Source organism: Streptomyces sp. NPDC047453, from assembly GCF_040643155.1.
Lineage (GTDB): Bacteria > Actinomycetota > Actinomycetes > Streptomycetales > Streptomycetaceae > Streptomyces.
In genome coordinates, this window is the sequence record NZ_JBEYTS010000007.1 from 182619 (window position 1) to 203329 (window position 20711).

Here is a 20711-nt window from a genome sequence, read left to right on the forward strand (position 1 = left end):
GTGACGTCGGCGTCAGCCCTGGCTGTCAGCCGCCTCGGTCTCCTGTTCGCTCTCCTTCGCCGCTGCCGCCCTCCGCATGTGCCCCTCCTCGCCGAAGTGCACCGACAGACGCGACGTGTCCAGCTTCTTGCCGCCACGCCTCGCGGGTGCCACCTCCACGTAGCCGCCCGCGTTCAACAGCAAATCTCGCTTACCGGCCACGTCCGAGCGCTTCCACTGCTCGGCGTGCGTTTCTCCGGTCGGCTCCGCCTTCACGCCGCCCGGCTTCGCCGTTCGCTGCCTCTCCTTCAGGGTCGCCAGTCGCTCCTCCAGCTTGGCGTACTGCTCCGCGTACCGAATCGCTCCGTCGTCGCCCCTGAACAGGCCCCGGTCGTAGCGATCCTTTTGCAGATCGGCCAACGCTTCCTCGGCCTGCCTGATCTGCGGGCGGAAATCCTCGCCCGCTTCCTGGACCATCCGCATCACGGAGAGGTGCCCGTACTTCGCGAGGAACTGCTCGGTGACGTGCTCCTCGGTGGTCACCCCCGCCACGGTCGGCCCGTAGCACTTCACGCCCGGCTTCTCCTCCCCCTTCGCCGCCTGCTGGCGATACTTCAGAGGGCCGATGCACCGGTACCGAAGCTGACCGTTGCGCCCGCTGAAGGTGTACATGCGCTCGCCGCAGACTCCGCAGTGCATGATGCCGCGCAGCAGCGACGTCCCCTCCCGGCGCTTCTCACCGGGATTGGCCCGGCGCTCCAACTCGTCCTGGAGCGCCTGCCAGGTGTCCGTGTCGAGGATTGGCGGGCGGTTGACCAGGGGCAGACCGTCCGTCCGCAGGATCGGCTTTCCGTCCTCGATGACCTGGCCGAGCAACTGGGGGTTGCCCAGCATGCTGCGCAGCGTCGTCGTGTACCACTGCTTGGAGTCGCTGCGCTTGCCCGTGGTCTGGCGTGAGGAGTGGCCGGGCGACGGGACGCCCTCCTTGTTGAGGTCGTTGATGATCTGCATGAGCGAGTCCTTGGTCAGGACCCGCTCCACGATCCGCTTGATCGTCTTGGCCTCGTCCTCGTTGATCGCAAGGACCTTGCCCGCCCCGTTGGGGTTGGGGACGACTATGTACCCGTACGGGACCCGACCGCCGGTGTAGCGGCCCTCGCGGCGCAGGTGCTCGTGCGCGCTGGACACCCGCATCCCGATGGTGTCGGACTCCAGCTCAGCGAAGACCGCGATCACCTTCGCCATGGCCCGGCCCATGGACGACGTGAGGTCGAGCGGCTCCGTCGCCGATGCGAGCGCAACGCTCTGGTGCTCGGCGAGTCGCATGATCTCCGCGAAGTCGACCGTCGAGCGCGCAAGCCGGTCGATCTTGAAGAACACGATCACGTCCAGCTCGGCGAGCCTGGTCAGGATGCGTTGCAGTCCCGGCCGGTCGAGCCCGCGCGAGAAGCCCGAGACGTCGATGTCTTCCTCGGCGGCTACGACCTCCCAGCCGCGTGCCTCGCACAACGCTTCACAGGCCGCGCGCTGGCGTTCGGGCGAAGTCGTCTCGTCGGTTTCGCGCGATAGGCGAACATAGATAGCGGCGCGCATCCCCGGCGCGCTGGCCGGGACGCCCTTCCGGCGTCGGGCACGGGGCATAGCCCGTGCTGTGACAGGCGTTGTTTCTGTCATGAGACGACCTTATCTCCGGAGGTATGTGTGTCCTGCCTAATCGTCCAGTCGGACAAGACCCTGCTTCTCGAAGTCGACCACGAGCAGGCCGACGACTGCCGCCGGGCCATCGCGCCGTTCGCCGAGCTGGAGCGGGCACCCGAGCACATCCACACCTACCGGGTCACCCCGCTCGGCCTGTGGAACGCGCGCGCCGCCGGGCACGACGCCGAGCAGGTCGTCGACGCCCTCGTGCAGTACAGCCGCTACCCCGTGCCGCACGCGCTGCTCGTCGACATCGCCGAGACGATGGACCGCTACGGGCGGCTGACCCTCAGCAAGCACCCTGCGCACGGCCTGGTCCTGACCACCACCGACCGGCCGGTCCTGGAGGAGGTGCTGAAGTCCAAGCGGATCGCCCCGCTGGTCGGCGCCCGCATCGACCCGGACACGGTGGCCGTGCACCCCTCCGAGCGCGGGCAGATCAAGCAGACCCTGCTGAAGCTGGGCTGGCCCGCCGAGGACCTCGCCGGGTACGTCGACGGCGAGGCCCACCCGATCGAGCTGCGCGAGGACGGCTGGGCGCTGCGGCCCTACCAGAAGCAGGCCGTGGAGAACTTCTGGCACGGCGGGAGCGGTGTCGTCGTCCTGCCCTGCGGGGCCGGCAAGACGCTGGTCGGCGCCGGCTCGATGGCGCAGGCGAAGTCCACGACGCTGATCCTCGTCACGAACACCGTCTCGGCCCGGCAGTGGAAGCACGAGCTGGTGAAGCGGACCTCGCTGACCGAGGACGAGATCGGGGAGTACAGCGGGACCAGGAAGGAGGTCCGCCCGGTCACCATCGCCACCTATCAGGTGCTGACGACCCGGCGGAAGGGGATCTACCCCCACCTGGAGCTGTTCGACTCCCGGGACTGGGGACTGATCGTCTACGACGAGGTGCACCTGCTGCCCGCGCCGGTCTTCAAGTTCACCGCGGACCTCCAGGCCCGGCGGCGGCTGGGACTGACCGCGACCCTGGTGCGCGAGGACGGCCGCGAGTCGGACGTGTTCTCCCTGATCGGCCCCAAGCGGTTCGACGCGCCCTGGAAGGAGATCGAGGCGCAGGGCCACATCGCGCCCGCGGACTGCGTCGAGGTCCGGGTGAACCTGACCGACTCCGAGCGGCTGGCGTACGCGACGGCCGAGACGGAGGAGAAGTACCGCTTCTGCGCGACCACCGCCACCAAGCGGAAGGTCACGGAGGCGATCGTCCGCCGCTTCGCCGGGCAGCAGATCCTCGTCATCGGCCAGTACATCGACCAACTCGACGAGCTGGGCGAGCACCTGAACGCGCCGGTGATCAAGGGCGAGACGTCCAACGCACAGCGCGAGAAGCTCTTCGACGCCTTCCGCGAGGGCGAGATCAGCGTGCTGGTGGTCTCCAAGGTGGCGAACTTCTCCATCGACCTGCCGGAGGCCACGGTCGCCATCCAGGTCTCGGGCACCTTCGGCTCCCGCCAGGAGGAGGCCCAGCGCCTAGGGCGGGTGCTGCGCCCGAAGGCCGACGGCCACCAGGCCCACTTCTACTCGGTGGTCGCCCGCGACACCATCGACCAGGACTTCGCCGCCCACCGCCAGCGCTTCCTGGCCGAACAGGGCTACGCCTACCGGATCATGGACGCCGACGAACTGCTGGCGGAGGAGGCCTGACCCTCCCGGGTCCGGCCGGATCGCTGTCTGCGGAACTCCAGCGCCACCGCCATGAGCAGGACCAGCCCCAGCAGGGGGTAGGGCGAGGCCAGGGGCTGCTGCCACCAGGACAGGTGCAGTTCCATGTCCTTGTTGGGGACCATCCACAGGGTGCGGGCCGTGAACAGGACCACGGTGACCGCCGCCCAGACGCGGCGGCCCTCGGCCAGGAGTACGGCGATCAGCGGGACGCACCACACCCAGTGGTGGGACCAGCTGATCGGTGAGACGAGCAGCGCGGTCAGGCCGGTCAGCAGCACGCCCCACCGCTCCCGCCGCACCCGGCACGCGAGCCACAGTCCGGCGACGGCCACCGCGACGGCGGGCAGCATCCAGGCGAGTCCGGGCGACGGCTCCCCCAGCAGCCGGGCGATCAGGCCCTGAAGCGACTGGTTGGCGATGATCCACGGCTTGCCCACCCGGTTGGTCTCGAACAGGCGGCGCGTCCAGTAGTCGACGCCGGCCGCGGGCAGCACGAGTGCCCCGACGGCGACGGTCCCGGCGAACCCGGCCACCGCCGCGGCCGCCTCGCGGCGCCGCCCCCGCAGCAGCAGGTACACGATGAAGAGGCCCGGGGTGAGCTTGATGCCGGTCGCGACACCGATCAGGAGACACTTGCCGCGGGCTCCGGGCGGCCGGGTCAGGTCCCACAGGACCAGGCAGACGATCGCGAGGTTGATCTGCCCGTACACGAAGGTCTGGAAGACCGGTTCGAGCCAGACGGCGAGCGCCGTCGCGGCACACACCAGCGGGAGTCCGGCCCGGTGGCCGGCGAGCCGCGCGGAGAGGTGGACGAGCCAGGCGAGCAGAAGCGCGTTGCCGGCGAAGAACGCCGTCTTCAGGGCCGCGGCGGGAAGCCACACCGTCGGCACGAACAGCAGGGCCGCGAACGGCGGGTACGTGGCCGGCAGCCGTCCCTGCGTGACCGTGAAGCCGTAGAGGTCGCGGCCGTGGACGACCGCCGCGCCCTCGGCCTGGTAGACCACCGCGTCGGGCATCTGCACCCGCTGCACCGCGAACAGGACCGCGAGGGCGGCGAGGGAGACGCCGAGGAGGGCCAGGGCAAGTGCCGCTGGTGACCGGAGTATCACCTTCCGTGCTGTCACGGACCGACCCTAGTTGCTCACTTGTGGCGTACGCCCGCCTCCTCGCCGTATTCGCCGAGGACGACCACGTCGAACAGGGCGCCCGCGAACACCTTGACGGCGTGCAGGGCGTCGCCCAGAACGTGATGACGGGCGCTGTCCTCGACAGCCGTGGCGCCGGCCGGGCGGGCGGCGGGAGCGGGGTGGATGGTTGCTGCGCTCATGTCTTCATGGTGGATCCGGGGGCATGGGACTGGCATCGGTCTGCGGACCGGGCCTTCCTGGCTCCGGGTACCCCCTCTGGAGGGACTTCCGACCCTGCGTCCGGCGGACGCGAACCCCTAGGGGATGGCGATCACGGCACCCAGGCGGGCGCGGCGCGGGGAAAACCGGTTGGCATCCGCGCGCAGCCGCGCCCTAGAATCCACCCTCTTGCCCGCCTCCCTTCACGGAGTGCCGCCGTCCGGACGGAAACCGGTCGGCAGATCCCGCCGCCGCGCGGCGCAGCCACACGGCACCACCCCACGGCACCCGCATGCCCCGAAGGCCTTCCGGAGGCACCCCCTTGTCGTCCCTGTCGTCCTCGTCGTCCTCGTCGCCTTCGTCTTCGTTCAAGCCCGCCGACCCCCTCGCCCGTGAGCGCGCCCACCTGTCCGCCTCCCGCGCCGCACTGCGCGCCATGCGCGAGGACGTGGAGTCGCTCGACATCCGGGACGTCACCGCGAACTGGGTCAACGCCGAGGTCCTCGCCCGCCAGATCGACGAGCGCATCAAGGCGCTGGCCGACCTCAGCGACACCCCGCTGTTCTTCGGACGGCTCGACTACCTGGACGCCCCGGGCGCGGACCGGGCGGAGGGCGCCGAGGGCGAACGCTTCTACATCGGGCGCCGGCACGTGCACGACGGCGAGGGCGACCCCATGGTCATCGACTGGCGCGCGCCGGTCTCGCAGCCGTTCTACCGGGCCGCCAGAAAAGACCCGATGAACGTCGCGCTGCGCCGCCGCTTCGGCTACACCGGCGGCGACCTCACCGCGTACGAGGACGAGCACCTGTCCGACCCGGCCGAGCCGTCGGGGGCCGCCACCACCAGCAAGCTGCTCCAGCAGGAGATCGAACGCCCGCGTGTGGGCCCGATGCGCGACATCGTGGCGACCATCCAGCCCGAGCAGGACGAGATCGTGCGGTCCGGGCTGTCCGGCACCGTCTGCGTCCAGGGAGGTCCCGGCACCGGAAAGACCGCCGTGGGCCTGCACCGGGTCGCCTACCTCCTCTACGCCCACCGCGAGCGGCTCGCCCGCACCGGCACCCTCGTGATCGGACCGAACCGGTCCTTCCTGCACTACATCGAGCAAGTACTGCCCGCCCTCGGCGAGTTGACCGTCCAGCAGGCCACCGTCGGCGATCTGGTGGCGCATGTGGAGGTGCGAGGCGCGGACGACGCGGCGACCGCGATCGTCAAGGGCGACGCACGGATGGCGGAGGTGCTCCGCAGGGCGCTGTACTCCCACGTGACCATGCCCACCGAACCGGTCGTGGTGGTGCGCGGCTCGCGGCGCTGGCGCGTACCGGCGTACGAGCTGGAGGACATCGTCCGGGAGTTGCTGGACCGCGGCATCCGCTACGGCGCCGCCCGTGAGGCCCTGCCGCAGCGGATCGCGCACGCCGTGCTGGTGCAGATGGAGCGGGCGGGCGAGGCCCCCGACGACCGCGTGCAGGACGCGGTGGCCCGCAACGCGGCGGTCAAGGCCGCCGTCAAGGCGGTCTGGCCCCCGGTCGACCCGGCGAAACTGGTGCTGCGGCTGCTGACCGACGCGGACTTCCTCGTGGAGCACGCGGCCGGGATCCTCACCGAGGAGGAGCGCAAGACACTCCTGTGGGCCAGGCCCGTACGGTCGGTGAAGTCGGCCAAGTGGTCCGCCGCCGACGCCGTACTGGTCGACGAGGCCGCCGACCTGGTGGAGCGCACCCACTCCCTCGGGCATGTCGTCCTGGACGAGGCACAGGACCTCTCCCCCATGCAGTACCGGGCGGTCGGCCGGCGCTGCACCACCGGCTCCGCGACCGTCCTCGGCGACCTGGCCCAGGGCACCACGCCGTGGGCCACCCGCACCTGGGAGGAGGCCCTGGCCCACCTCGGCAAGTCCGACGGCCTGATCGAGGAGCTGACGGCGGGCTTCCGCGTGCCGACGGACGTCATCACGTACGCCTCCCGGCTGCTGCCGCACATCGCCCCTGGGCTCACCCCCGTCGCGTCGGTGCGCGAGAACCCCGGCTTCTTCGAGATCCGTACGGCCGCCGGGGACACCGAAGTGGTCTCCGCGTGCGAGGAGTTGCTGCGCAACGAGGGCTCGGTCGGCCTGATCGCCGCCGACGCTCGCGTCCCGGTCGTGGCCGAGGCGCTGACGGCGGCCGGCCTGCCGTACCTCGCCCCCGGCGAGGAGACGACGGCCGAGACCCGCCTCACCCTGGTCCCGGCCTCGCTCGCCAAGGGCCTGGAGTACGACTACGTCGTCCTGGACGAACCCCAGGCCGTCGTCGACGGCGAACCCGACGAACGCACCGGCCTGCGCCGCCTGTACGTGGCCCTGACCCGAGCGGTCTCAGGCCTGATCGTCACCCACACGGCCCCGCTGCCGGGTCAGCTTTCCTGAGGCCCACTGGGCCGCCGGGAGGGCGGGTCGGCAGGGGCGGGGACGGCGGGGCCGGCCCCATCGGGGCTGGGTGCGTCACCGGGCGCGGCGAGGCGGGGCGCCGCGGGGCTGGGTTCGGCGGGACTGGGTGCGTCACCGGGCGCGGCGGGACTGGACGCGGCGGGACTGGATGCGTCACCGGGCGCGGCGGGGCGCGGCGTGGCCGAACTGGGCGCGGCCGATTCGGACGCGGCAGGGCTGGACCCATCAGAGCCGGGTGCGTCGACGGGCAAGAAGGGGCCGGACGCGGTAGACCCGAGTGCGGCGGACCCGGGCCCATCGGGGCCGGACGGCGCGGCGGGACCGGGCACATCGGCGCCGAATGCGGCAGACCCGGGCCCGTCAGGGCCGGACGGCGCGGCGGCCGGGCCGGGGACGGCCCCGTTCGAGGGCGGCGGCGCGTACGGACCATAACCGCCCTGCGGTGACGCGTACGGCCACACCGCGCCCGGCGGCGGAGCGTACGCCCCGTGTGCGCCCGGCGGCGGGTACGCCCCAGGCGACCCGGGCGGCTGCGGGTACGGCCCGTACATGCCCTGCGGCTGCCGGTACGGCCCGTACGCGCCCGGCGCCTGCGCGTACGGCCAATACGCGCCCTGCGGCGGTACGTACGGCAGGAGGTGCGGTGGGATCGGCTCGGGGACCGGGGCTGACAGGTGCTGCGGATGGCGCCGCCGTGCCAGCCACAGCACGATCGCGGCGAAGAGCAGCACCGAGGCCATGTCGACGAGTGCCAGTTGCCAGGGGGCGTCCGCCGCCGTCTCGTCGGACGCCAGTCCGTCCACGTACATGGCGGACAGACCGAAGGCCAGCAGGTTGTTCAGCGCGTGCAGGGCGATGGACGCCTCGAGGCCGCCCGTGCGGATGGTCAGCAACCCCGCCACCACACCGAAGACCAGGAGGTCGGCGAATCCCCAGGGCGTGCCCCAGCCGTGCGCGGCCGCGAAGAGCACCGCCTGCGGCAGCACCGCGAGCCACGGGGATCGGAGGAAGGCCCCGGCCGCCTGGAGCAGCCAGCCGCGGAAGACGTACTCCTCCGCCGCCGACTGCAACGGCACGAGGACAACCAGCATGGCCAGGGAGAGGAGGAACGTCTGCCACCCGACCCACACGTCGGACCCGCCACCGTCGCCCTGGTCGTCCGGCAGGAAGATCGCGACCATCGGCAGCAGCACCATGGGGGGCACGGCGGCCAGCAGGCACCAGGCCAGCCATCGCCAACGCGGCCGTCCGGTGACGGAGGCCACCGTGCCGGCCGGACGCCGGCCCAGCCAGAGCACGGCCAGCAGGACCAGCGGCAGGTCTACGGCTATGAACGCCAGGTCCAGCCCCGTGCCCAGAACCGGACCGAAGTCGGCGCCGCCGTCCGGCAGTTCCGGATAACCGGCGGCCGTGCCGATCACGTCGGTGAGGATGTAGAGGAACACGGTGGCCAGGACCGACCCGAAGACCAGCACCACAGTGCCGAGCAGCGGCCGCCACCAGCGGTGGTGAGGTGAGTACCGGGCCATACGGTGATACGGAAGCCCGGTGGGGTCAGGGGAGGTTGCTGTCATGAACGACATCGTGCCCGGTCGGAATGAACCAGGCGTACGAATTACTCGGGCCGGCCCCAACCCACCCCACCCCAGCCCGGTCAGGCACCGTGTCTCAGCCCGCGGGCTGCCGAACGGCCACCCCGTCCAGCACGGCGCGCCACTCCGCTACCGCCGCGACGGAGACCGGTCCGTCCCAGCCGCCGGGGCGGGCCGCACCGCCGATGTGGAAGGCGTCGATCCCCTCCGCGAGCAGCGCGGGCACATGGTTCAGCCGCAGGCCGCCGCCGACCATGATCTGTTGCTCGTAGCCGGGCTCGCCGCCGCGCGCGGCCTCCGCGATCAGCGTGGGCAGCCCCTCGTCCACGCCCGAGGCGGCGCCCGCCGTCAGATACGTGTCGAGCCCCGCCAGCCCGTCCAGCCGCTTGCGCAGCACGTCCCGGTCGGCGGCACGGTCGATCGCCCGGTGGAAGGTCCACGGGCAGCCGTCCAGCGCGGCGACCACCCGCTCGACAGCCCCCAGGTCCACCCCGCCCTCCTCGTCCAGGAACCCCAGTACGAACTCCTCGGCGCCGGCCGCCCGCATCTCACCCGCGACCTCCGCCAGCCGGTCCAGCCCCCGGGCACCCCCCGCGCCGAACCCGTCCGCGAGCCGCAGCATCACGCGCAGCGGAATGTCCACGGCGGCACGGATCCCGGCGACGGTACGGGTCGGCGGGGTGAGCCCATCGGCCGCGATGTCGGTGACCAGCTCGAGGCGGTCCGCGCCTCCGGCCTGAGCGGCGACCGCGTCCTCGACGTCGAGGGCGATCACCTCCAGGACTGCACGCATGCTCATAGGAGCCCTTCCCTCGGTTTCCCCTGAAGCGGACAGGTCTAGTCCAATATCAGGGTACGCCGGTCGGGGGACCCGCTGCCGGGAACCGGTCACCCGAAGATGTTCAGCTCCGCCTTCCCGGCGCCCGCCAGCTCGTACCCCGCCCCGGTCACCGGCACGGGACGCCCGGCGTAGAGCCGTACGAGGGTGGCGGCGTCGCCGATGTACCGCGCCGGAGTCCGCTCCCCGCTCACCTCCCCGAACCTCAGCGGCTCGTCCACGTCGTCGAGGTCGGCGTGCAGCGGCAGATGCCCCTTCTCGCGGGTCACGTACGCCAGCAGGCTGAGCGCGTACGGCAGCCTGTCCCCCGCGTACGCCCCCGGCTCGCCCAGGGTCTCGCGCACGTCGCCGGCGTGTACCCACTCGCCCAGCGCGAGCACGTCCAGCGCCCCGCCCGCCCGCGCGATCAGCGGCCCGGCCTCGGTCATGCCGCGCTCCAGCTCGTCCACCACTCGGGCGTTGGTCCACTCGCCCCGTTCGGCGATGTCCCGCTTGTTGGACTCGGGCGAGAACACGCCCTCCTCGAACCGGCGCTCCACCACTCGCATCAGCGCGGCGGAACAGTGTGCGAGCACATCCCGCACCGTCCACCCCGGACAGGCCGCGGTCGGCAGCGCGAAGTCCGCGTCCGGCCGGGCCCGCAGCAACGGGATCAGCACGTCCCGCTCCATGGTGAGCAGCCGTCCGGGCAGCTCCGGATCCCGTACCTCGTGCACATCAGCAGAAGTCATGCCCACCACGCTAGTGCCGCTCGACGGCCCGCCGGCAGAACGGCCGGGGCGCGGTGGGGACAATGGCCGTATGGCCGATCTCGACGCCCTGCGCTCCCGCTGGACCCGTGCTCTCGAAGGTGCCCGTGGCCCCGGCGGCGGCCCCGACCCCGTGCCGTACGCCGACAACCTGCTCGCCCGCTGGCAGGAGCCGCAGCGGCACTACCACACGCTCACGCACCTGACCGCGGTCCTCGATCACATCGATGTACTGGCTGAATACGCCGCCGACCCGGACGTGGTGCGGCTGGCCGCCTGGTTTCACGATGCCGTCTACCTGCCCGAGCGCTCCGAGAACGAGGAGCGGTCCGCCCGCATCGCCGAGCGCGCGCTCCCCGAGGCCGGGGTCGCCGACGCGAAGACCGCCGAGGTCGCACGGCTGGTCCGGCTCACCGTCACCCACGATCCGGCCGACGACGACCGCGACGGCCGGGTCCTGTGCGACGCCGACCTGGCGATCCTGGCCGCCTCCCCGTCGGCGTACGCCGCCTACGCGGCCGGCGTACGCGAGGAGTACCACTTCGTCCCGAGCGACGCATTCCGCGAGGGCCGTGCCGCCGTCCTGCGGCAGCTCCTCGACCTGCCCCGGCTGTTCCGCACCCCGTACGGGGCGGAGCACTGGGAGGCGACCGCCCGCTACAACGTCACCTCCGAGCTGGAAATGCTGTCGCTCTGAGGCCTCGCCGCGCCTACCCTGCGCCGTATGCGTACATGGGGCGGGGAGCAGGTGGAGCAGGCCGTCGCGGGCGCCGTGGCGCTGCTGCGGACGGCGACGGACCGGGACTGGGACGGGGTGATGGCCGGACGGCTGGAGTGGAGCTGCCGGCGGACGGCCGAGCACATCGCGGGCGATCTCATCGCGTACGCCGGGCAGTTGGCCGGGCGGGCGCAGAGCGCCTACGTGCCCTTCGAGATCACCCTCGACGAGGGCACCAAAAACGCCGACGTCCTGGACGTGATCGAGACGACCGGCGCCCTGCTCGCCGCCGCCGTCCGCACCACCCCGCGCAAGGTCCGGGCCTTCCACCCGTACCCCTTCCGCAGCGCGAACCGCGAGGGATTCGCCGCTATGGGCGTCGCCGAGGTGCTGCTGCACACGCATGACATCGCGACCGGCCTGCACCTGGCCTACGAGCCGCCCGCCGAGCTGTGCGAGGACGTGCTGACCCGGCTCTTCCCGCACGTCCGGCCGGGCTCCGCACCCTGGCCGACGCTGCTGTGGGCCACCGGCCGCGGCAACCTCCCCGGTCGGCCGCCGGTCACCGAGTGGCGCTGGAGCAACCCGCCGGCCATACCCGCCGACCGGCTCACCCTGGAGGGCGTCACCCCCGCCGCCGCCCGCGATCTCAACGACGGCGGTGACGGCGGGTTCCCGTGGGTCGAGGGCGGGCCCAACGAGGGCACGCAGGGCGCCGCCGGGATGACGGTGAAGGCGTACGAGGGCGGGGCGTACCGGCCCGAGTGGGGGATGTTCGTGCTGGTGCGGCAGGAGGACGGGCGCGCGGTCGGCGGGATGGGCTTCCACGGTGTGCCCGACGAGGAGGGGCGCGCGGAGGTCGGTTACGACCTCGCCGTGTCCGCCCGCGGACACGGCTACGCGACCGAGGCCCTGCGCGCGCTGTCGGGCTGGGCGCTGGCCCGGGACGACGTACGGCTGCTGGTCGCAACCGTGGACCGCGCCAACCTTCCCTCCCAACGCGTCGTCACCCGCGCCGGTTTCGTCGCCGTGCGGGAGGGCGAGGAGGAGATCTTCTACGAACTCCGCCCCTGAACACGGCGCTTGGGGCGGCGCAGCCCCGCCGCGTACAGCAGCCGCACCACCTCGCGGCTGCTGACCTCGACCGCGCCGGCCGCCACCGCGTCGGCGTACCGGTGGGAGGGCAGGTCGTAGTGGTCCCGCTCGAAGGCCCGGCGAGGCACGCCCAACCCCTCGGCGAAGGTGTGGAGTTCGTCGTACGAGACATCGCTGACCAGGTGGGACCACATGCGGCCGTGACCCGGCCAGGACGGCGGGTCGATGTAGAGGGTCATGGTGCGACCGCCGGGCGCGGCGCCGTCACGACGTCGTGCTCCGGCCGGTGGCCTCCGCCAGCGCGCCCACCGGCGCCACCTTCACACCCGCCTTGGAGCACACCCAGTGCGGGTCCGGCCCGAGTTCCGGCTCGACGTCCAGCGCGTGCGGGTCGCCGTAGCCGCACACCGGGCACAGCGGCCAGCGGCCGGACCGCTCCAGAAGCGCGTCCTGGACGTCCTGCGCGACCAGGCCCGCCACGTACTGCGCGCCTTCCGGCCACTGCTCCACCCACCAGCGGCGCTGGGCGACGGAGTCCTCCACGAGCGAGACCACGTCCGCGTCGGCGACCTCGCCGGCGACCAGATCGGCGAGCACCAGGGCGCGGGCGGCATGCAGGGCCTGCTCCAGAGGGCTGAGGGGTTCCATGCCTCCCATTGTCACCCGGAAGTCACGGACCGGACACCGGTGACGGATCACGCACCGGCGGGTTCCGCGCCGCCCGGGACCCGTTCTCTCCATCTCCCGTGCACCGCCGGGCTGTTCACGGGGGCCCGGGCCGGATCCACCGGGGCTGTAAAGAGTTCCTTGACACACCCCTGGATGTAAAGGCACCCTTTACATGTGACCGATTCCCTCCCCCTCGCTTCCCTGAGTGCCCGGCTCGCCGAGCGCTCCGCGGCCCTGGCCTCGGCGGTGGGCAGCCCGTTGGCCCCACCGGCCTACCTCGACCTGATCCGACGCGCCCAGGACGTCGACGTCTTGGCGGAACAGGTGCTCAAGCTCTGCGTGCAGCAGTGCCGGGACGCGGGCCACACCTGGCAGGAGGTCGGGGACCTGCTCGGAGTCACCCGCCAGGCCGCCTTCCAGCGGTTCGGCAAGCCCATCGACCCCCGAACGGGAGAACCCATGGACAAGACAGTGCGCATGACCGACGCCCCGGAGCGCGCCCTCGAGATCGTCACGGCCGTCCTCGAAGGCCGCATGGACGACGCCAGGCCGTCCTTCAACGCCGAGGTCCTCGCGGCCTTCACCGACAAGGTGCGGGGCGACGCGCTGGCCGGCGTCGCCGGACTCGTCGGCGCGTTCGAGGGCTTCGGCGAGGGCGATCCCTTCGTCCGGCGCATCGGCGATCACACCGTGGTGGACATCCCGCTGCGCTACGAGGCCGGTGAGATGAAGGCCCGGGTCGCGTTCGACACGGACGAGAAGGTCGCCGGATTCTTCGTCCTCCCGCCCGAGACGCCGTGATCCGGCCGATCCGACACCCCCACAGAGAGTCCGTCCCGTGATTGCCCCCTCCCTCAACGCCTCGGCGGTCCCCTGGGCCGCGATCGCGCCTCTGCTGGTCGCCGAGCTCGCTCTGCTCGTCTACTGCCTCGTCGACGTCGCACGGCACCGGAACACCCGTCATCTGCCCCGCTGGGCCTGGGTGCTGATATGCCTGTTCGTGAACCCCGTGGGTCCGATCGCCTACCTGGTGGCGGGGCGGAGCGAGGACCGGTGAGCGGGGGGCCGGCCGTGGTGACCGCGGGCCTGGTGCGCGACTACGGACACGGCGCGGGGCTGCACGGCGTGGACCTGGAGGTGCCGCGCGGCGGTGTCTACGGTCTGGTGGGCCCGAACGGCGCCGGGAAGACCACGCTTCTGTCCATCGTGGCCGGTCTGCGCCGCTTCGAGGCGGGCGAGGTCCGGTTGTCGGTCGACGCGGGACGGATCGGGGTCTGCCCCGACACCCCCGAGTTCGAACCCTGGCTCACCGCGGCGGAGGTGGTGCGCCAGTCCCGCGGCCTGGCCGCACGCGGCGGGCACCGGCGCCGCGGCGGCACGGCGTCCGACACCGGCGGGTCCCCCGCCGACCCGGTCGCGGCCGTACTCGCCGAGGTCGGCCTGACCGAGGCGGCCGGCCGGCGCACGGGCGGCTTCTCCCGCGGCATGAAGCAACGGCTGGGCCTCGCCGTGGCGTTGGCGCTGGACCCCGAGCTGCTCATCCTCGACGAACCGTCCAGCGCGCTCGACCCGTCCGGGCGTGCGGAGGTGCTGTCCCTGGTCGCCGGGCTCGGCCGGACCCGCACCGTGATCTTCTCCAGCCATGTCCTGGCGGACGTCCAGCGGGTCGCCGACACGGTGGGCGTCCTCGACCGGGGCAGGCTCCTGTTCCAGGGGCCGGTACGCGACCTGATCGACCGGTTCCTCCAGCCGGCCTGGGAGGTGCGCCTGCGCACGGGCGGCGAGCAGCGGCTGGCCGAACTGCTGCGGCAGCAGGAATGGGTCACCTCGGTGGTGGTGAACTCCGACGGATCCGTGCGTGTCGAAGCGTCGAGCACAGAGGTCGGTGAACGCCGGCTGCCGCAGGCGATCGCTGCGGCGGACGCCGCTCTGATCAGCCTTCACCCGGTCGACGCCGACCTGGAGGCCGCGTTCCTGGCACTGACCGGCGGACGCCACGGACGGGACGGACAGCAGGTACAGCACGAACAGCGGGAAGCGGATCGGACGGGTGCGGCGTGAACGAGCTTTCGCTGTGGCGGGTGGAGTGGCTTCGGCTGCTGCGCACCAAGAGGCTGATCGCGCTGCTGGGCGTCTTCGTGCTCTTCGGGTTCACCGGGCCGCTGCTCGCCCGGTACTCCGGGCAGTTGCTCGACCACGCCGGCGGCTCGGCCCAGCGAGTGAAGATCGTCTTTCCGCCCCCGGTCCCGGCGGACGGTGTCGCCCAGTACGTGAACAACGCGTTCGGGATCGGCCTGATCGTGGCGGTCGTCGTGGCGGCGTACGCGTGCTCGATCGACGCCAGGCCCGCGCTCGCGGTCTTCTACCGGACTCGCGCCCGGCGCTTCGGCGATCTGCTGGTGCCGAGGTTCGCGGTCAGCGCCGCCGGGGCCGTGGGCGGCTACCTGGCCGGGCTGCTCGCCGCCTGGTACGAGACGGCGGTCCTGCTGGGGAATCCCGGTACGGCGGCCATGGGCTGGACCGCGCTCACCGGCTCGGTGTTCCTGGTGTTCGCCGTGGCGGTCACGGCACTGGCCGCGACACTGACCCGCAGCATGCTCGGCACCGTCGGGTACGCGCTGCTCGCGCTGTTCACGCTCCCGCTGCTCGGAGCGCTGCCGGGGGTGTCGCGCTGGCTCCCGACCGAGCTGACGAAGGCGCCGGACGCGTTCCTGCGGCACACGGCGGCCGACCACGCGCAGCGAGCCCTGGCCGTCGCCGTGGTGCTCGCGCTCGGCTGCCTGTCGGCAGCGATCCTGCGGGGCGCGCGCAAGGAGGTACGTTGACGTCCGCGCCGAGGAGCACGGGCCTTGGCGCGCGGCCTTGACCACGTGACCGTACGGAAAATATCTTTCACAGTGTGACCCAGGACGTGAAGGAAATTTTCGCAGGCGTGGGCGCCCCGGGCCTCACGCCCCCCGCACCCGCCGCCCTCGCGGCCAAGGTACGCACGCTCGCGCCCTCGATGACCCGCTCCATGCAGCGGGTCGCCGAGGCCGTCGCCGGCGACCCGGCCGGCTGTGCGGCCCTCACGGTCACCGGCCTCGCCGAACTCACCGGCACCAGCGAGGCGACCGTCGTACGCACCGCCCGCCTGCTGGGCTATCCGGGTTACCGGGACCTGCGCCTGGCCCTCGCGGGCCTGGCCGCCCAGCAGCAGTCGGGGCGCGCGCCCGCCATCACGACCGACATCGCGGTGGACGACCCCATCGCCGACGTCGTCGCCAAACTCGCCTACGACGAGCAGCAGACCCTGGCCGACACCGCCGCCGGTCTCGACACGATCCAGCTCGGCGCGGCCGTCACCGCGCTGGCCACCGCCCGCCGCACCGACGTCTACGGCATCGGCGCCTCCGGTCTGGTCGCACAGGACCTCACGCAGAAGCTGCTGCGCATAGGTCTGGTGGCGCACGCGCACAGCGACCCGCACCTCGCCGTCACCAACGCGGTGCAGCTGCGCGCGGGGGACGTGGCGATCGCCATCACCCACTCGGGTTCGACCGGGGACGTGATCGAGCCGCTGCGGGTGGCCTTCGAGCGCGGCGCGACCACCGTGGCCATCACCGGCCGGCCCGCCGCGCCCGTCACGCAGTACGCCGACCACGTCCTGACCACCTCCACGGCCCGCGAGAGCGAGCTGCGCCCGGCGGCGATGTCCTCCCGGACCAGCCAACTGCTCGTGGTGGACTGCCTGTTCGTCGGAGTGGCACAGCGGACGTACGAGACGGCGGCGCCCGCGCTCGCCGCGTCCTACGAGGCGCTCGCCCACCGGCACAGCCCGCGGGGCGGGACCCACCGCTCGTAGCACTCGCAGCGCTCGCAGTACTCGTAGCCGAGAACCGAACAAGCCCGGATCCGCACGGTCAGCCGTACCGCCACGCACGAAGAGAGCCGCCCCCTCATGACCTCCACGCCCCACTACCGCGAGCTGCGCACCGAGTTGGAGTCACTGACGACCGAGGCGTTCCGCCCCGAGCTGGCGGAGATCGACCGGCTGCCGACGCTGGAGATCGCGCGGCTGATGAACGCCGAGGACAGCACCGTGCCCGCCGCCGTGGCCGAGCGGCTGCCGCAGATCGCCGCCGCGATCGACGCGGTGGCCGAGCGGATGGCGCGCGGCGGCCGGCTGGTCTACGCCGGCGCGGGCACGGCCGGACGGCTGGGGGTGCTGGACGCCTCGGAGTGCCCCCCGACCTTCAACACGCGCCCCTCCCAGGTCGTCGGACTGATCGCGGGTGGCCCGCCGGCCATGGTGACCTCGGTCGAGGGCGCGGAGGACTCGAAGGAGCTGGCGGCCGAAGCGCTCGACGGCCTCGGCCTCACGCCGGACGACACGGTGGTGGGCGTCTCCGCCTCCGGCCGCACCCCCTACGCCATCGGCGCGGTGGAGCACGCCCGCGCCCTGGGCGCCCTGACCATCGGCCTGTCCTGCAACGCGAACAGCGCGCTGGCGGCCGCCGCCGAGCACGGCATCGAGGTCGTCGTCGGCCCCGAGCTGCTGACCGGCTCCACCCGCCTGAAGGCCGGCACGGCGCAGAAACTGGTCCTCAACATGCTCTCGACGATCACGATGATCCGCCTGGGCAAGACCTACGGAAACCTGATGGTCGACGTGCGGGCCTCCAACGACAAGCTCCGCGCCCGCTCCCGCCGTATCGTCGCCCTGGCCACGGGAGCGGCGGACGACGAGATCGAACGGGCCCTGACGGCCGCGGACGGCGAGGTGAAGACCGCCATCCTCACCCTCCTCGCCGACACCGACGCCCCCACGGCAACCCGACTCCTGAACCAGTCCGACGGCCACCTGCGCATCGCACTGGAGCGGGCGGGGGACTGAGGCCGGCGGACCCGGGAGCGAGCGGGCAGGCCGGGGGATCCCTTACCGGTCGCAGCACTTAAGGCTTGTCCCGTAAAGATCTTCGATTCAGTGGGGCTGTGATCGGCTGCTGTTCGTGCCTTGAGCGGGGCTCCTCGCCGGCCCCGGTGACCTGGGTCAGTCGAAGAGGGCCAGGACGCCGATCACCCAGACCGCAAGGAACGCAAGGGCCCCCACCAGGCAGCCGACGCCTGCCAGCACACCGCTGACCGACCAGGGTTCGGAAGGCGCCTCGTACTTCTCCTCCAGGTCGTCCCGGTAGGAGGCGGGGTCGTCCCAGTCGACGGGGTGCCCCAGCTCCTCGGCGCAGGCGGTCCGCACCGCGACCAACTGCCCCTTCGCGAAGGAGGTGGCAGCCATCGCCTCCGGGCCGCGCCAGGCGATGGCCTTCATCCGCCACCCGGGAGACCCGTACCGCGCCTCGAAGGCGGCGGTCTCGTCGGCGTCGCGGTCCTCTTCGAGGTACATCCAGCGTCCGGCCTCGGCGGCATCGCCGTAGAGCCGGTACACCTCGGCCAGACGCCGGCGGAGCATCAGGTCGTACGGGAAGGACGAGACGAGACCGCGCAAACGCTGGCGCGCGACGGGAACCCGGCCAGCGGCCAGGTCTGCATCGACTCGGGAAAGGGTCTCTCTCAGGGGCATGAACGCATGATCGAATGCTGTGGTGACCAGTGTCGAACCGGTTTTCCCGCTCAGCACGCACTCGCTCTCGACAGTGTCGGCTGAGCCTCACTGACAGGACACCGCCATTTACGGGACAGCCCTTAGGCTGGAGGACACCATGAACCACGCCCAGCTCACCGCCCTGGGACGGGCTCTGCGTCTGCTCGGCGAGCATGGCGAGGCGCTGTCCGCGGAGACGCCCGACGCCAGGCTGCACGAGATGAAGGCGGATCTCCGGCGGGCTCTCGACCTGCTGGACGAGACCGTCACGACGGCCGCGCCCGCCACCCGCTGCCCCGAGCATCCGAACGGGCCCGTCGACGAGAGCGCCCCCGACCTGTGCCTCCTGTGCGAGACCCGGCGCCGGGCCGCCCGCCGCTCCGAGGTCGACGGGGCGTACGCCTCGTACGCGCGCCGCGCCGCCGAGCCCGCCGTCCCCGCCCCGTCCCGCTACGGCGTCCGCGAGGACCGGCCGCAGCCCCAGCAGCGATGGCTGCCGGAGCTGTGGAACGGGCGGGAGTGGCAGTTGTGCGGGTCCCCGCGCCGGGACCGGCGCGAGGCCGAGCTGTTCATCGCCGCCCAGCGCCGGACACCGCGCGCCGCGCCCGCCTACCGGCTCGTGCACGAGTTCACCGACTACGAGGTGGTCCGGGTCTGGGGCCATCCCGCGCGGACCGACATCGAGCCCATGGGCAACCCGTAGGGCCTACTGCACCTTCGCCCCGGCGGGCGCGGGCTCACCGGCCGCCGACGGCTCCCCCAGGGCCGTGGTGCGCGGGCGCGGGATGAAGGACGCGACCAGGAAGCCGAGCAGGGCGGCGCCTGCGCCGACGGCGAGGACCGTGCGGAAGCCGTTCTCGGAGGGCAGCTGGTAGGGGCCGAACGCGGTGGTCATATGGGCCAGGACCACGCCCGCCACCGCGCTGGCGACCGACGTGCCGATCGAGCGCATCAGGGTGTTGAGGCTGTTCGCCGCGCCCGTCTCGGACGCGGGGACGGCGCTCATGATGAGCGCGGGCATCGAGCCGTAGGTGAAGCCGATGCCGGCGCCGATCACGCAGGACGTCAGGACGAAGTGCCAGACCTGGCTCATCAGGACGATGTTGAGGCCGTAGCCGGCGGCCACGATCAGCGCGCCGATCATCAGCGTCACCTTGGGGCCCCTGGTCCGCGAGACGATCGCCGACACCGGGGCGACGGCCATCATCACCAGGCCTGAGGGGGCCATGACCAGGCCGGAGGCCAGCAGCGACTTGCCGAGGCCGTAGCCGGTCTGCGCGGGCAGTTGCAGCAGCTGCGGGATGACCAGGGACATCGAGAACATCGCGAAGCCGATCGCCACCGAGGCGAGGTTGGTCACCAACACCTGGCGGCGGGCCGTGGTGCGCAGGTCCACCAGGGGCGCCTCGACACGCAGTTCGAACAGGCCCCAGGCGACCAGGACCACGACCGCCGCCGCGAACAGGCCCAGGGTCGTGCCGCTGCCCCAGCCCCAGTCGGCGCCCTTGGAGATCGCCAGGAGCAGGCAGACCAGGCCCACCGCCATACCGACCGCGCCGGGAAGGTCGAAGCGCCCGCCGGTGCGCACCGCCGACTCGGGCACGAAGCCCAGCACCAGCACCGCCGCCGCGACGCCCAGGCCGGCCGAGGCCCAGAACAGCATGTGCCAGTTGAGGTTCTCGGCGATCAGCGCGGCGGCGGGCAGCCCGAGGGCACCGCCGACGCCGAGCGAGGCGCTGATCATCGCGGTCGCCGAACCGAGCCGCTCGGCGGGCAGTTCGTCGCGCATGATGCTGATGCCGAGCGGGATGACACCTGAGGCGAGGCCCTGCAGGGCGCGGCCGACGATCATCGGCGTGAGGGAGTCGCTCAGCGCGGCCGTGACCGAGCCGGCCACCAGCATGGCGAGGCTCAGCAGGAGCATGCGGCGCTTGCCGTACATGTCGCCGAGGCGGCCCATGACCGGGGTGGCCACGGCCGCGGCGAGCAGCGTGGCGGTGACGGCCCAGACGGTGTCCGACGCCGAGGCGTGCAGGAGCTTGGGCAGCTCGGGAATGATCGGGATCACGAGGGTCTGCATCAGCGAGACCACGATGCCGCCGAAGGCGAGTACGGCCACGACGGCGTTGGGCCGGGGCGCGGATTGCCCGGCCGTGGCGGGCCGGGCGAGTGCGTCGGACATGAAGGAAGGTCTCCGTCGGAGAAGGGATGTACTTGACTCAGGCAACTTTAATTGGAATTGTTTGACTCAAGCAAGCGAAATCCCGCCGGGGAGACCAAGAAGCGAAGACCCACCGGACGAAGACGAAGGCCCGGCAGGCAGAGGGGCGGCGCCCGCCCTCCGGCA

General features: G+C 72.2%; 21 protein-coding genes. 11 read left to right on the top strand and 10 right to left on the bottom strand.

All coding sequences use genetic code 11. The features are described 5' to 3' along the window. Positions 1–12 precede the first annotated feature (12 nt). Positions 13–1653 (bottom strand): recombinase family protein, encoded by a 1641-nt coding sequence (locus ABZ818_RS09735; RefSeq protein ID WP_361412674.1) that lies wholly within the window; start codon positions 1651–1653, stop codon positions 13–15. Between the two features lie 27 nt (positions 1654–1680). On the opposite strand from ABZ818_RS09735, the gene ABZ818_RS09740 reads away from it, so the two are divergent. After that, entirely contained in the window at positions 1681–3324 is a 1644-nt protein-coding gene (locus ABZ818_RS09740; RefSeq protein ID WP_361412675.1) for a DNA repair helicase XPB, read from the top strand. Here ABZ818_RS09740 and ABZ818_RS09745 read toward each other — a convergent pair. Both ABZ818_RS09745 and ABZ818_RS09750 read right to left on the bottom strand, forming a co-directional pair. Beyond that, on the bottom strand, positions 3279–4469 hold the full coding sequence (locus ABZ818_RS09745) for a glycosyltransferase 87 family protein (protein ID WP_361412676.1): 1191 nt from the start codon (positions 4467–4469) through the stop codon (positions 3279–3281). The two genes, ABZ818_RS09740 and ABZ818_RS09745, sit on opposite strands and share 46 nt — an antisense overlap. A 17-nt stretch (positions 4470–4486) precedes the next feature. Beyond that, positions 4487–4672, bottom strand: a complete 186-nt coding sequence (locus tag ABZ818_RS09750; RefSeq protein WP_361412677.1) for a hypothetical protein — start codon at positions 4670–4672, stop codon at positions 4487–4489. Positions 4673–5127: 455 nt separating this feature from the next. Between ABZ818_RS09750 and ABZ818_RS09755 the strand changes: the two genes are divergently transcribed. After that, complete coding sequence (locus tag ABZ818_RS09755; RefSeq protein ID WP_361412720.1) at positions 5128–7101, top strand: UvrD-helicase domain-containing protein; 1974 nt, start codon at positions 5128–5130, stop codon at positions 7099–7101. Here ABZ818_RS09755 and ABZ818_RS09760 read toward each other — a convergent pair. The 3 genes from ABZ818_RS09760 to ABZ818_RS09770 form a co-directional block, all read right to left on the bottom strand. Beyond that, positions 7089–8696 carry a CPBP family glutamic-type intramembrane protease gene (locus ABZ818_RS09760; protein ID WP_361412678.1) on the bottom strand — a complete coding sequence of 536 codons (1608 nt, stop codon included), beginning with the start codon at positions 8694–8696 and terminating at the stop codon, positions 7089–7091. The two genes, ABZ818_RS09755 and ABZ818_RS09760, sit on opposite strands and share 13 nt — an antisense overlap. Before the next feature lie 94 nt (positions 8697–8790). Continuing rightward, on the bottom strand, positions 8791–9513 hold the full coding sequence (locus ABZ818_RS09765) for a copper homeostasis protein CutC (protein WP_361412679.1): 723 nt from the start codon (positions 9511–9513) through the stop codon (positions 8791–8793). Positions 9514–9602: 89 nt separating this feature from the next. Further along, positions 9603–10283, bottom strand: coding sequence for a maleylpyruvate isomerase family mycothiol-dependent enzyme (locus ABZ818_RS09770; protein ID WP_361412680.1), 681 nt, complete (start codon positions 10281–10283; stop codon positions 9603–9605). A 70-nt stretch (positions 10284–10353) separates the two neighbouring features. Here ABZ818_RS09770 and ABZ818_RS09775 point away from each other — a divergent pair, with 70 nt between their 5' ends. Together ABZ818_RS09775 and ABZ818_RS09780 are read left to right on the top strand one after the other, a co-directional pair. After that, positions 10354–10998: a hypothetical protein gene (locus ABZ818_RS09775; RefSeq protein WP_361412681.1), complete on the top strand. Its 645-nt coding sequence runs from the start codon at positions 10354–10356 to the stop codon at positions 10996–10998. Positions 10999–11025: 27 nt separating this feature from the next. Next, a complete protein-coding gene (locus ABZ818_RS09780; RefSeq protein WP_361412682.1) occupies positions 11026–12093 on the top strand; it encodes a GNAT family N-acetyltransferase in 1068 nt (355 codons plus the stop codon). Here the strand turns inward: ABZ818_RS09780 and ABZ818_RS09785 are convergent. Both ABZ818_RS09785 and ABZ818_RS09790 read right to left on the bottom strand, forming a co-directional pair. After that, complete coding sequence (locus tag ABZ818_RS09785) at positions 12075–12353, bottom strand: DUF4031 domain-containing protein (protein WP_225074587.1); 279 nt, start codon at positions 12351–12353, stop codon at positions 12075–12077. The two genes, ABZ818_RS09780 and ABZ818_RS09785, sit on opposite strands and share 19 nt — an antisense overlap. 25 nt (positions 12354–12378) lie before the next feature. Further along, on the bottom strand, positions 12379–12762 hold the full coding sequence (locus ABZ818_RS09790; protein WP_361412683.1) for a hypothetical protein: 384 nt from the start codon (positions 12760–12762) through the stop codon (positions 12379–12381). Positions 12763–12957: 195 nt separating this feature from the next. Between ABZ818_RS09790 and ABZ818_RS09795 the strand changes: the two genes are divergently transcribed. The 6 genes from ABZ818_RS09795 to murQ all read left to right on the top strand — a co-directional run bounded on the left by ABZ818_RS09795 (position 12958) and on the right by murQ (position 17659). Beyond that, the gene (locus ABZ818_RS09795; protein WP_361412684.1) at positions 12958–13584 is read left to right on the top strand and encodes a DUF3887 domain-containing protein; all 627 of its coding nucleotides are present in this window, start codon (positions 12958–12960) and stop codon (positions 13582–13584) included. 37 nt (positions 13585–13621) lie between these two features. Continuing rightward, the gene (locus ABZ818_RS09800; RefSeq protein WP_361412685.1) at positions 13622–13840 is read left to right on the top strand and encodes a PLD nuclease N-terminal domain-containing protein; all 219 of its coding nucleotides are present in this window, start codon (positions 13622–13624) and stop codon (positions 13838–13840) included. Beyond that, positions 13837–14844, top strand: coding sequence for an ABC transporter ATP-binding protein (locus ABZ818_RS09805; protein ID WP_361412686.1), 1008 nt, complete (start codon positions 13837–13839; stop codon positions 14842–14844). Before ABZ818_RS09800 ends, ABZ818_RS09805 begins: the two co-directional genes overlap by 4 nt. Then, positions 14841–15608, top strand: a complete 768-nt coding sequence (locus ABZ818_RS09810; protein WP_361412687.1) for a hypothetical protein — start codon at positions 14841–14843, stop codon at positions 15606–15608. The genes ABZ818_RS09805 and ABZ818_RS09810 overlap by 4 nt, the downstream gene beginning before the upstream one ends. A gap of 74 nt (positions 15609–15682) precedes the next feature. Beyond that, entirely contained in the window at positions 15683–16627 is a 945-nt protein-coding gene (locus ABZ818_RS09815; protein WP_361412688.1) for a MurR/RpiR family transcriptional regulator, read from the top strand. A 96-nt stretch (positions 16628–16723) separates the two neighbouring features. After that, on the top strand, positions 16724–17659 hold the full coding sequence (gene murQ, locus ABZ818_RS09820) for an N-acetylmuramic acid 6-phosphate etherase (RefSeq protein ID WP_361412689.1): 936 nt from the start codon (positions 16724–16726) through the stop codon (positions 17657–17659). Positions 17660–17815: 156 nt separating this feature from the next. Here the strand turns inward: murQ and ABZ818_RS09825 are convergent, their stop codons facing one another. Continuing rightward, positions 17816–18343, bottom strand: a complete 528-nt coding sequence (locus tag ABZ818_RS09825) for a DUF6584 family protein (RefSeq protein WP_361412690.1) — start codon at positions 18341–18343, stop codon at positions 17816–17818. A gap of 139 nt (positions 18344–18482) precedes the next feature. Here ABZ818_RS09825 and ABZ818_RS09830 point away from each other — a divergent pair, with 139 nt between their 5' ends. Next, the gene (locus ABZ818_RS09830) at positions 18483–19067 is read left to right on the top strand and encodes a hypothetical protein (RefSeq protein ID WP_361412691.1); all 585 of its coding nucleotides are present in this window, start codon (positions 18483–18485) and stop codon (positions 19065–19067) included. A 3-nt stretch (positions 19068–19070) separates the two neighbouring features. Here ABZ818_RS09830 and ABZ818_RS09835 read toward each other — a convergent pair whose 3' ends face one another. Next, complete coding sequence (locus tag ABZ818_RS09835; RefSeq protein ID WP_361412692.1) at positions 19071–20546, bottom strand: MFS transporter; 1476 nt, start codon at positions 20544–20546, stop codon at positions 19071–19073. Positions 20547–20711: the final 165 nt, after the last annotated feature.

Excerpts from the sequence above, each read along its gene's own strand:
- ABZ818_RS09735 (WP_361412674.1), bottom strand. The coding sequence starts at position 1,653 with ATGACAGAAACAACGCCTGTCACAGCACGGGCTATGCCCCGTGCCCGA.
- ABZ818_RS09750 (WP_361412677.1), bottom strand. The coding sequence starts at position 4,672 with ATGAGCGCAGCAACCATCCACCCCGCTCCCGCCGCCCGCCCGGCCGGC.
- ABZ818_RS09755 (WP_361412720.1), top strand. The coding sequence starts at position 5,128 with ATGCGCGAGGACGTGGAGTCGCTCGACATCCGGGACGTCACCGCGAAC.
- ABZ818_RS09760 (WP_361412678.1), bottom strand. The coding sequence starts at position 8,696 with ATGACAGCAACCTCCCCTGACCCCACCGGGCTTCCGTATCACCGTATG.
- ABZ818_RS09765 (WP_361412679.1), bottom strand. The coding sequence starts at position 9,513 with ATGAGCATGCGTGCAGTCCTGGAGGTGATCGCCCTCGACGTCGAGGAC.
- ABZ818_RS09770 (WP_361412680.1), bottom strand. The coding sequence starts at position 10,283 with ATGACTTCTGCTGATGTGCACGAGGTACGGGATCCGGAGCTGCCCGGA.
- ABZ818_RS09775 (WP_361412681.1), top strand. The coding sequence starts at position 10,354 with ATGGCCGATCTCGACGCCCTGCGCTCCCGCTGGACCCGTGCTCTCGAA.
- ABZ818_RS09780 (WP_361412682.1), top strand. The coding sequence starts at position 11,026 with ATGCGTACATGGGGCGGGGAGCAGGTGGAGCAGGCCGTCGCGGGCGCC.
- ABZ818_RS09785 (WP_225074587.1), bottom strand. The coding sequence starts at position 12,353 with ATGACCCTCTACATCGACCCGCCGTCCTGGCCGGGTCACGGCCGCATG.
- ABZ818_RS09790 (WP_361412683.1), bottom strand. The coding sequence starts at position 12,762 with ATGGAACCCCTCAGCCCTCTGGAGCAGGCCCTGCATGCCGCCCGCGCC.
- murQ (WP_361412689.1), top strand. The coding sequence starts at position 16,724 with ATGACCTCCACGCCCCACTACCGCGAGCTGCGCACCGAGTTGGAGTCA.
- ABZ818_RS09825 (WP_361412690.1), bottom strand. The coding sequence starts at position 18,343 with ATGCCCCTGAGAGAGACCCTTTCCCGAGTCGATGCAGACCTGGCCGCT.
- ABZ818_RS09830 (WP_361412691.1), top strand. The coding sequence starts at position 18,483 with ATGAACCACGCCCAGCTCACCGCCCTGGGACGGGCTCTGCGTCTGCTC.
- ABZ818_RS09835 (WP_361412692.1), bottom strand. The coding sequence starts at position 20,546 with ATGTCCGACGCACTCGCCCGGCCCGCCACGGCCGGGCAATCCGCGCCC.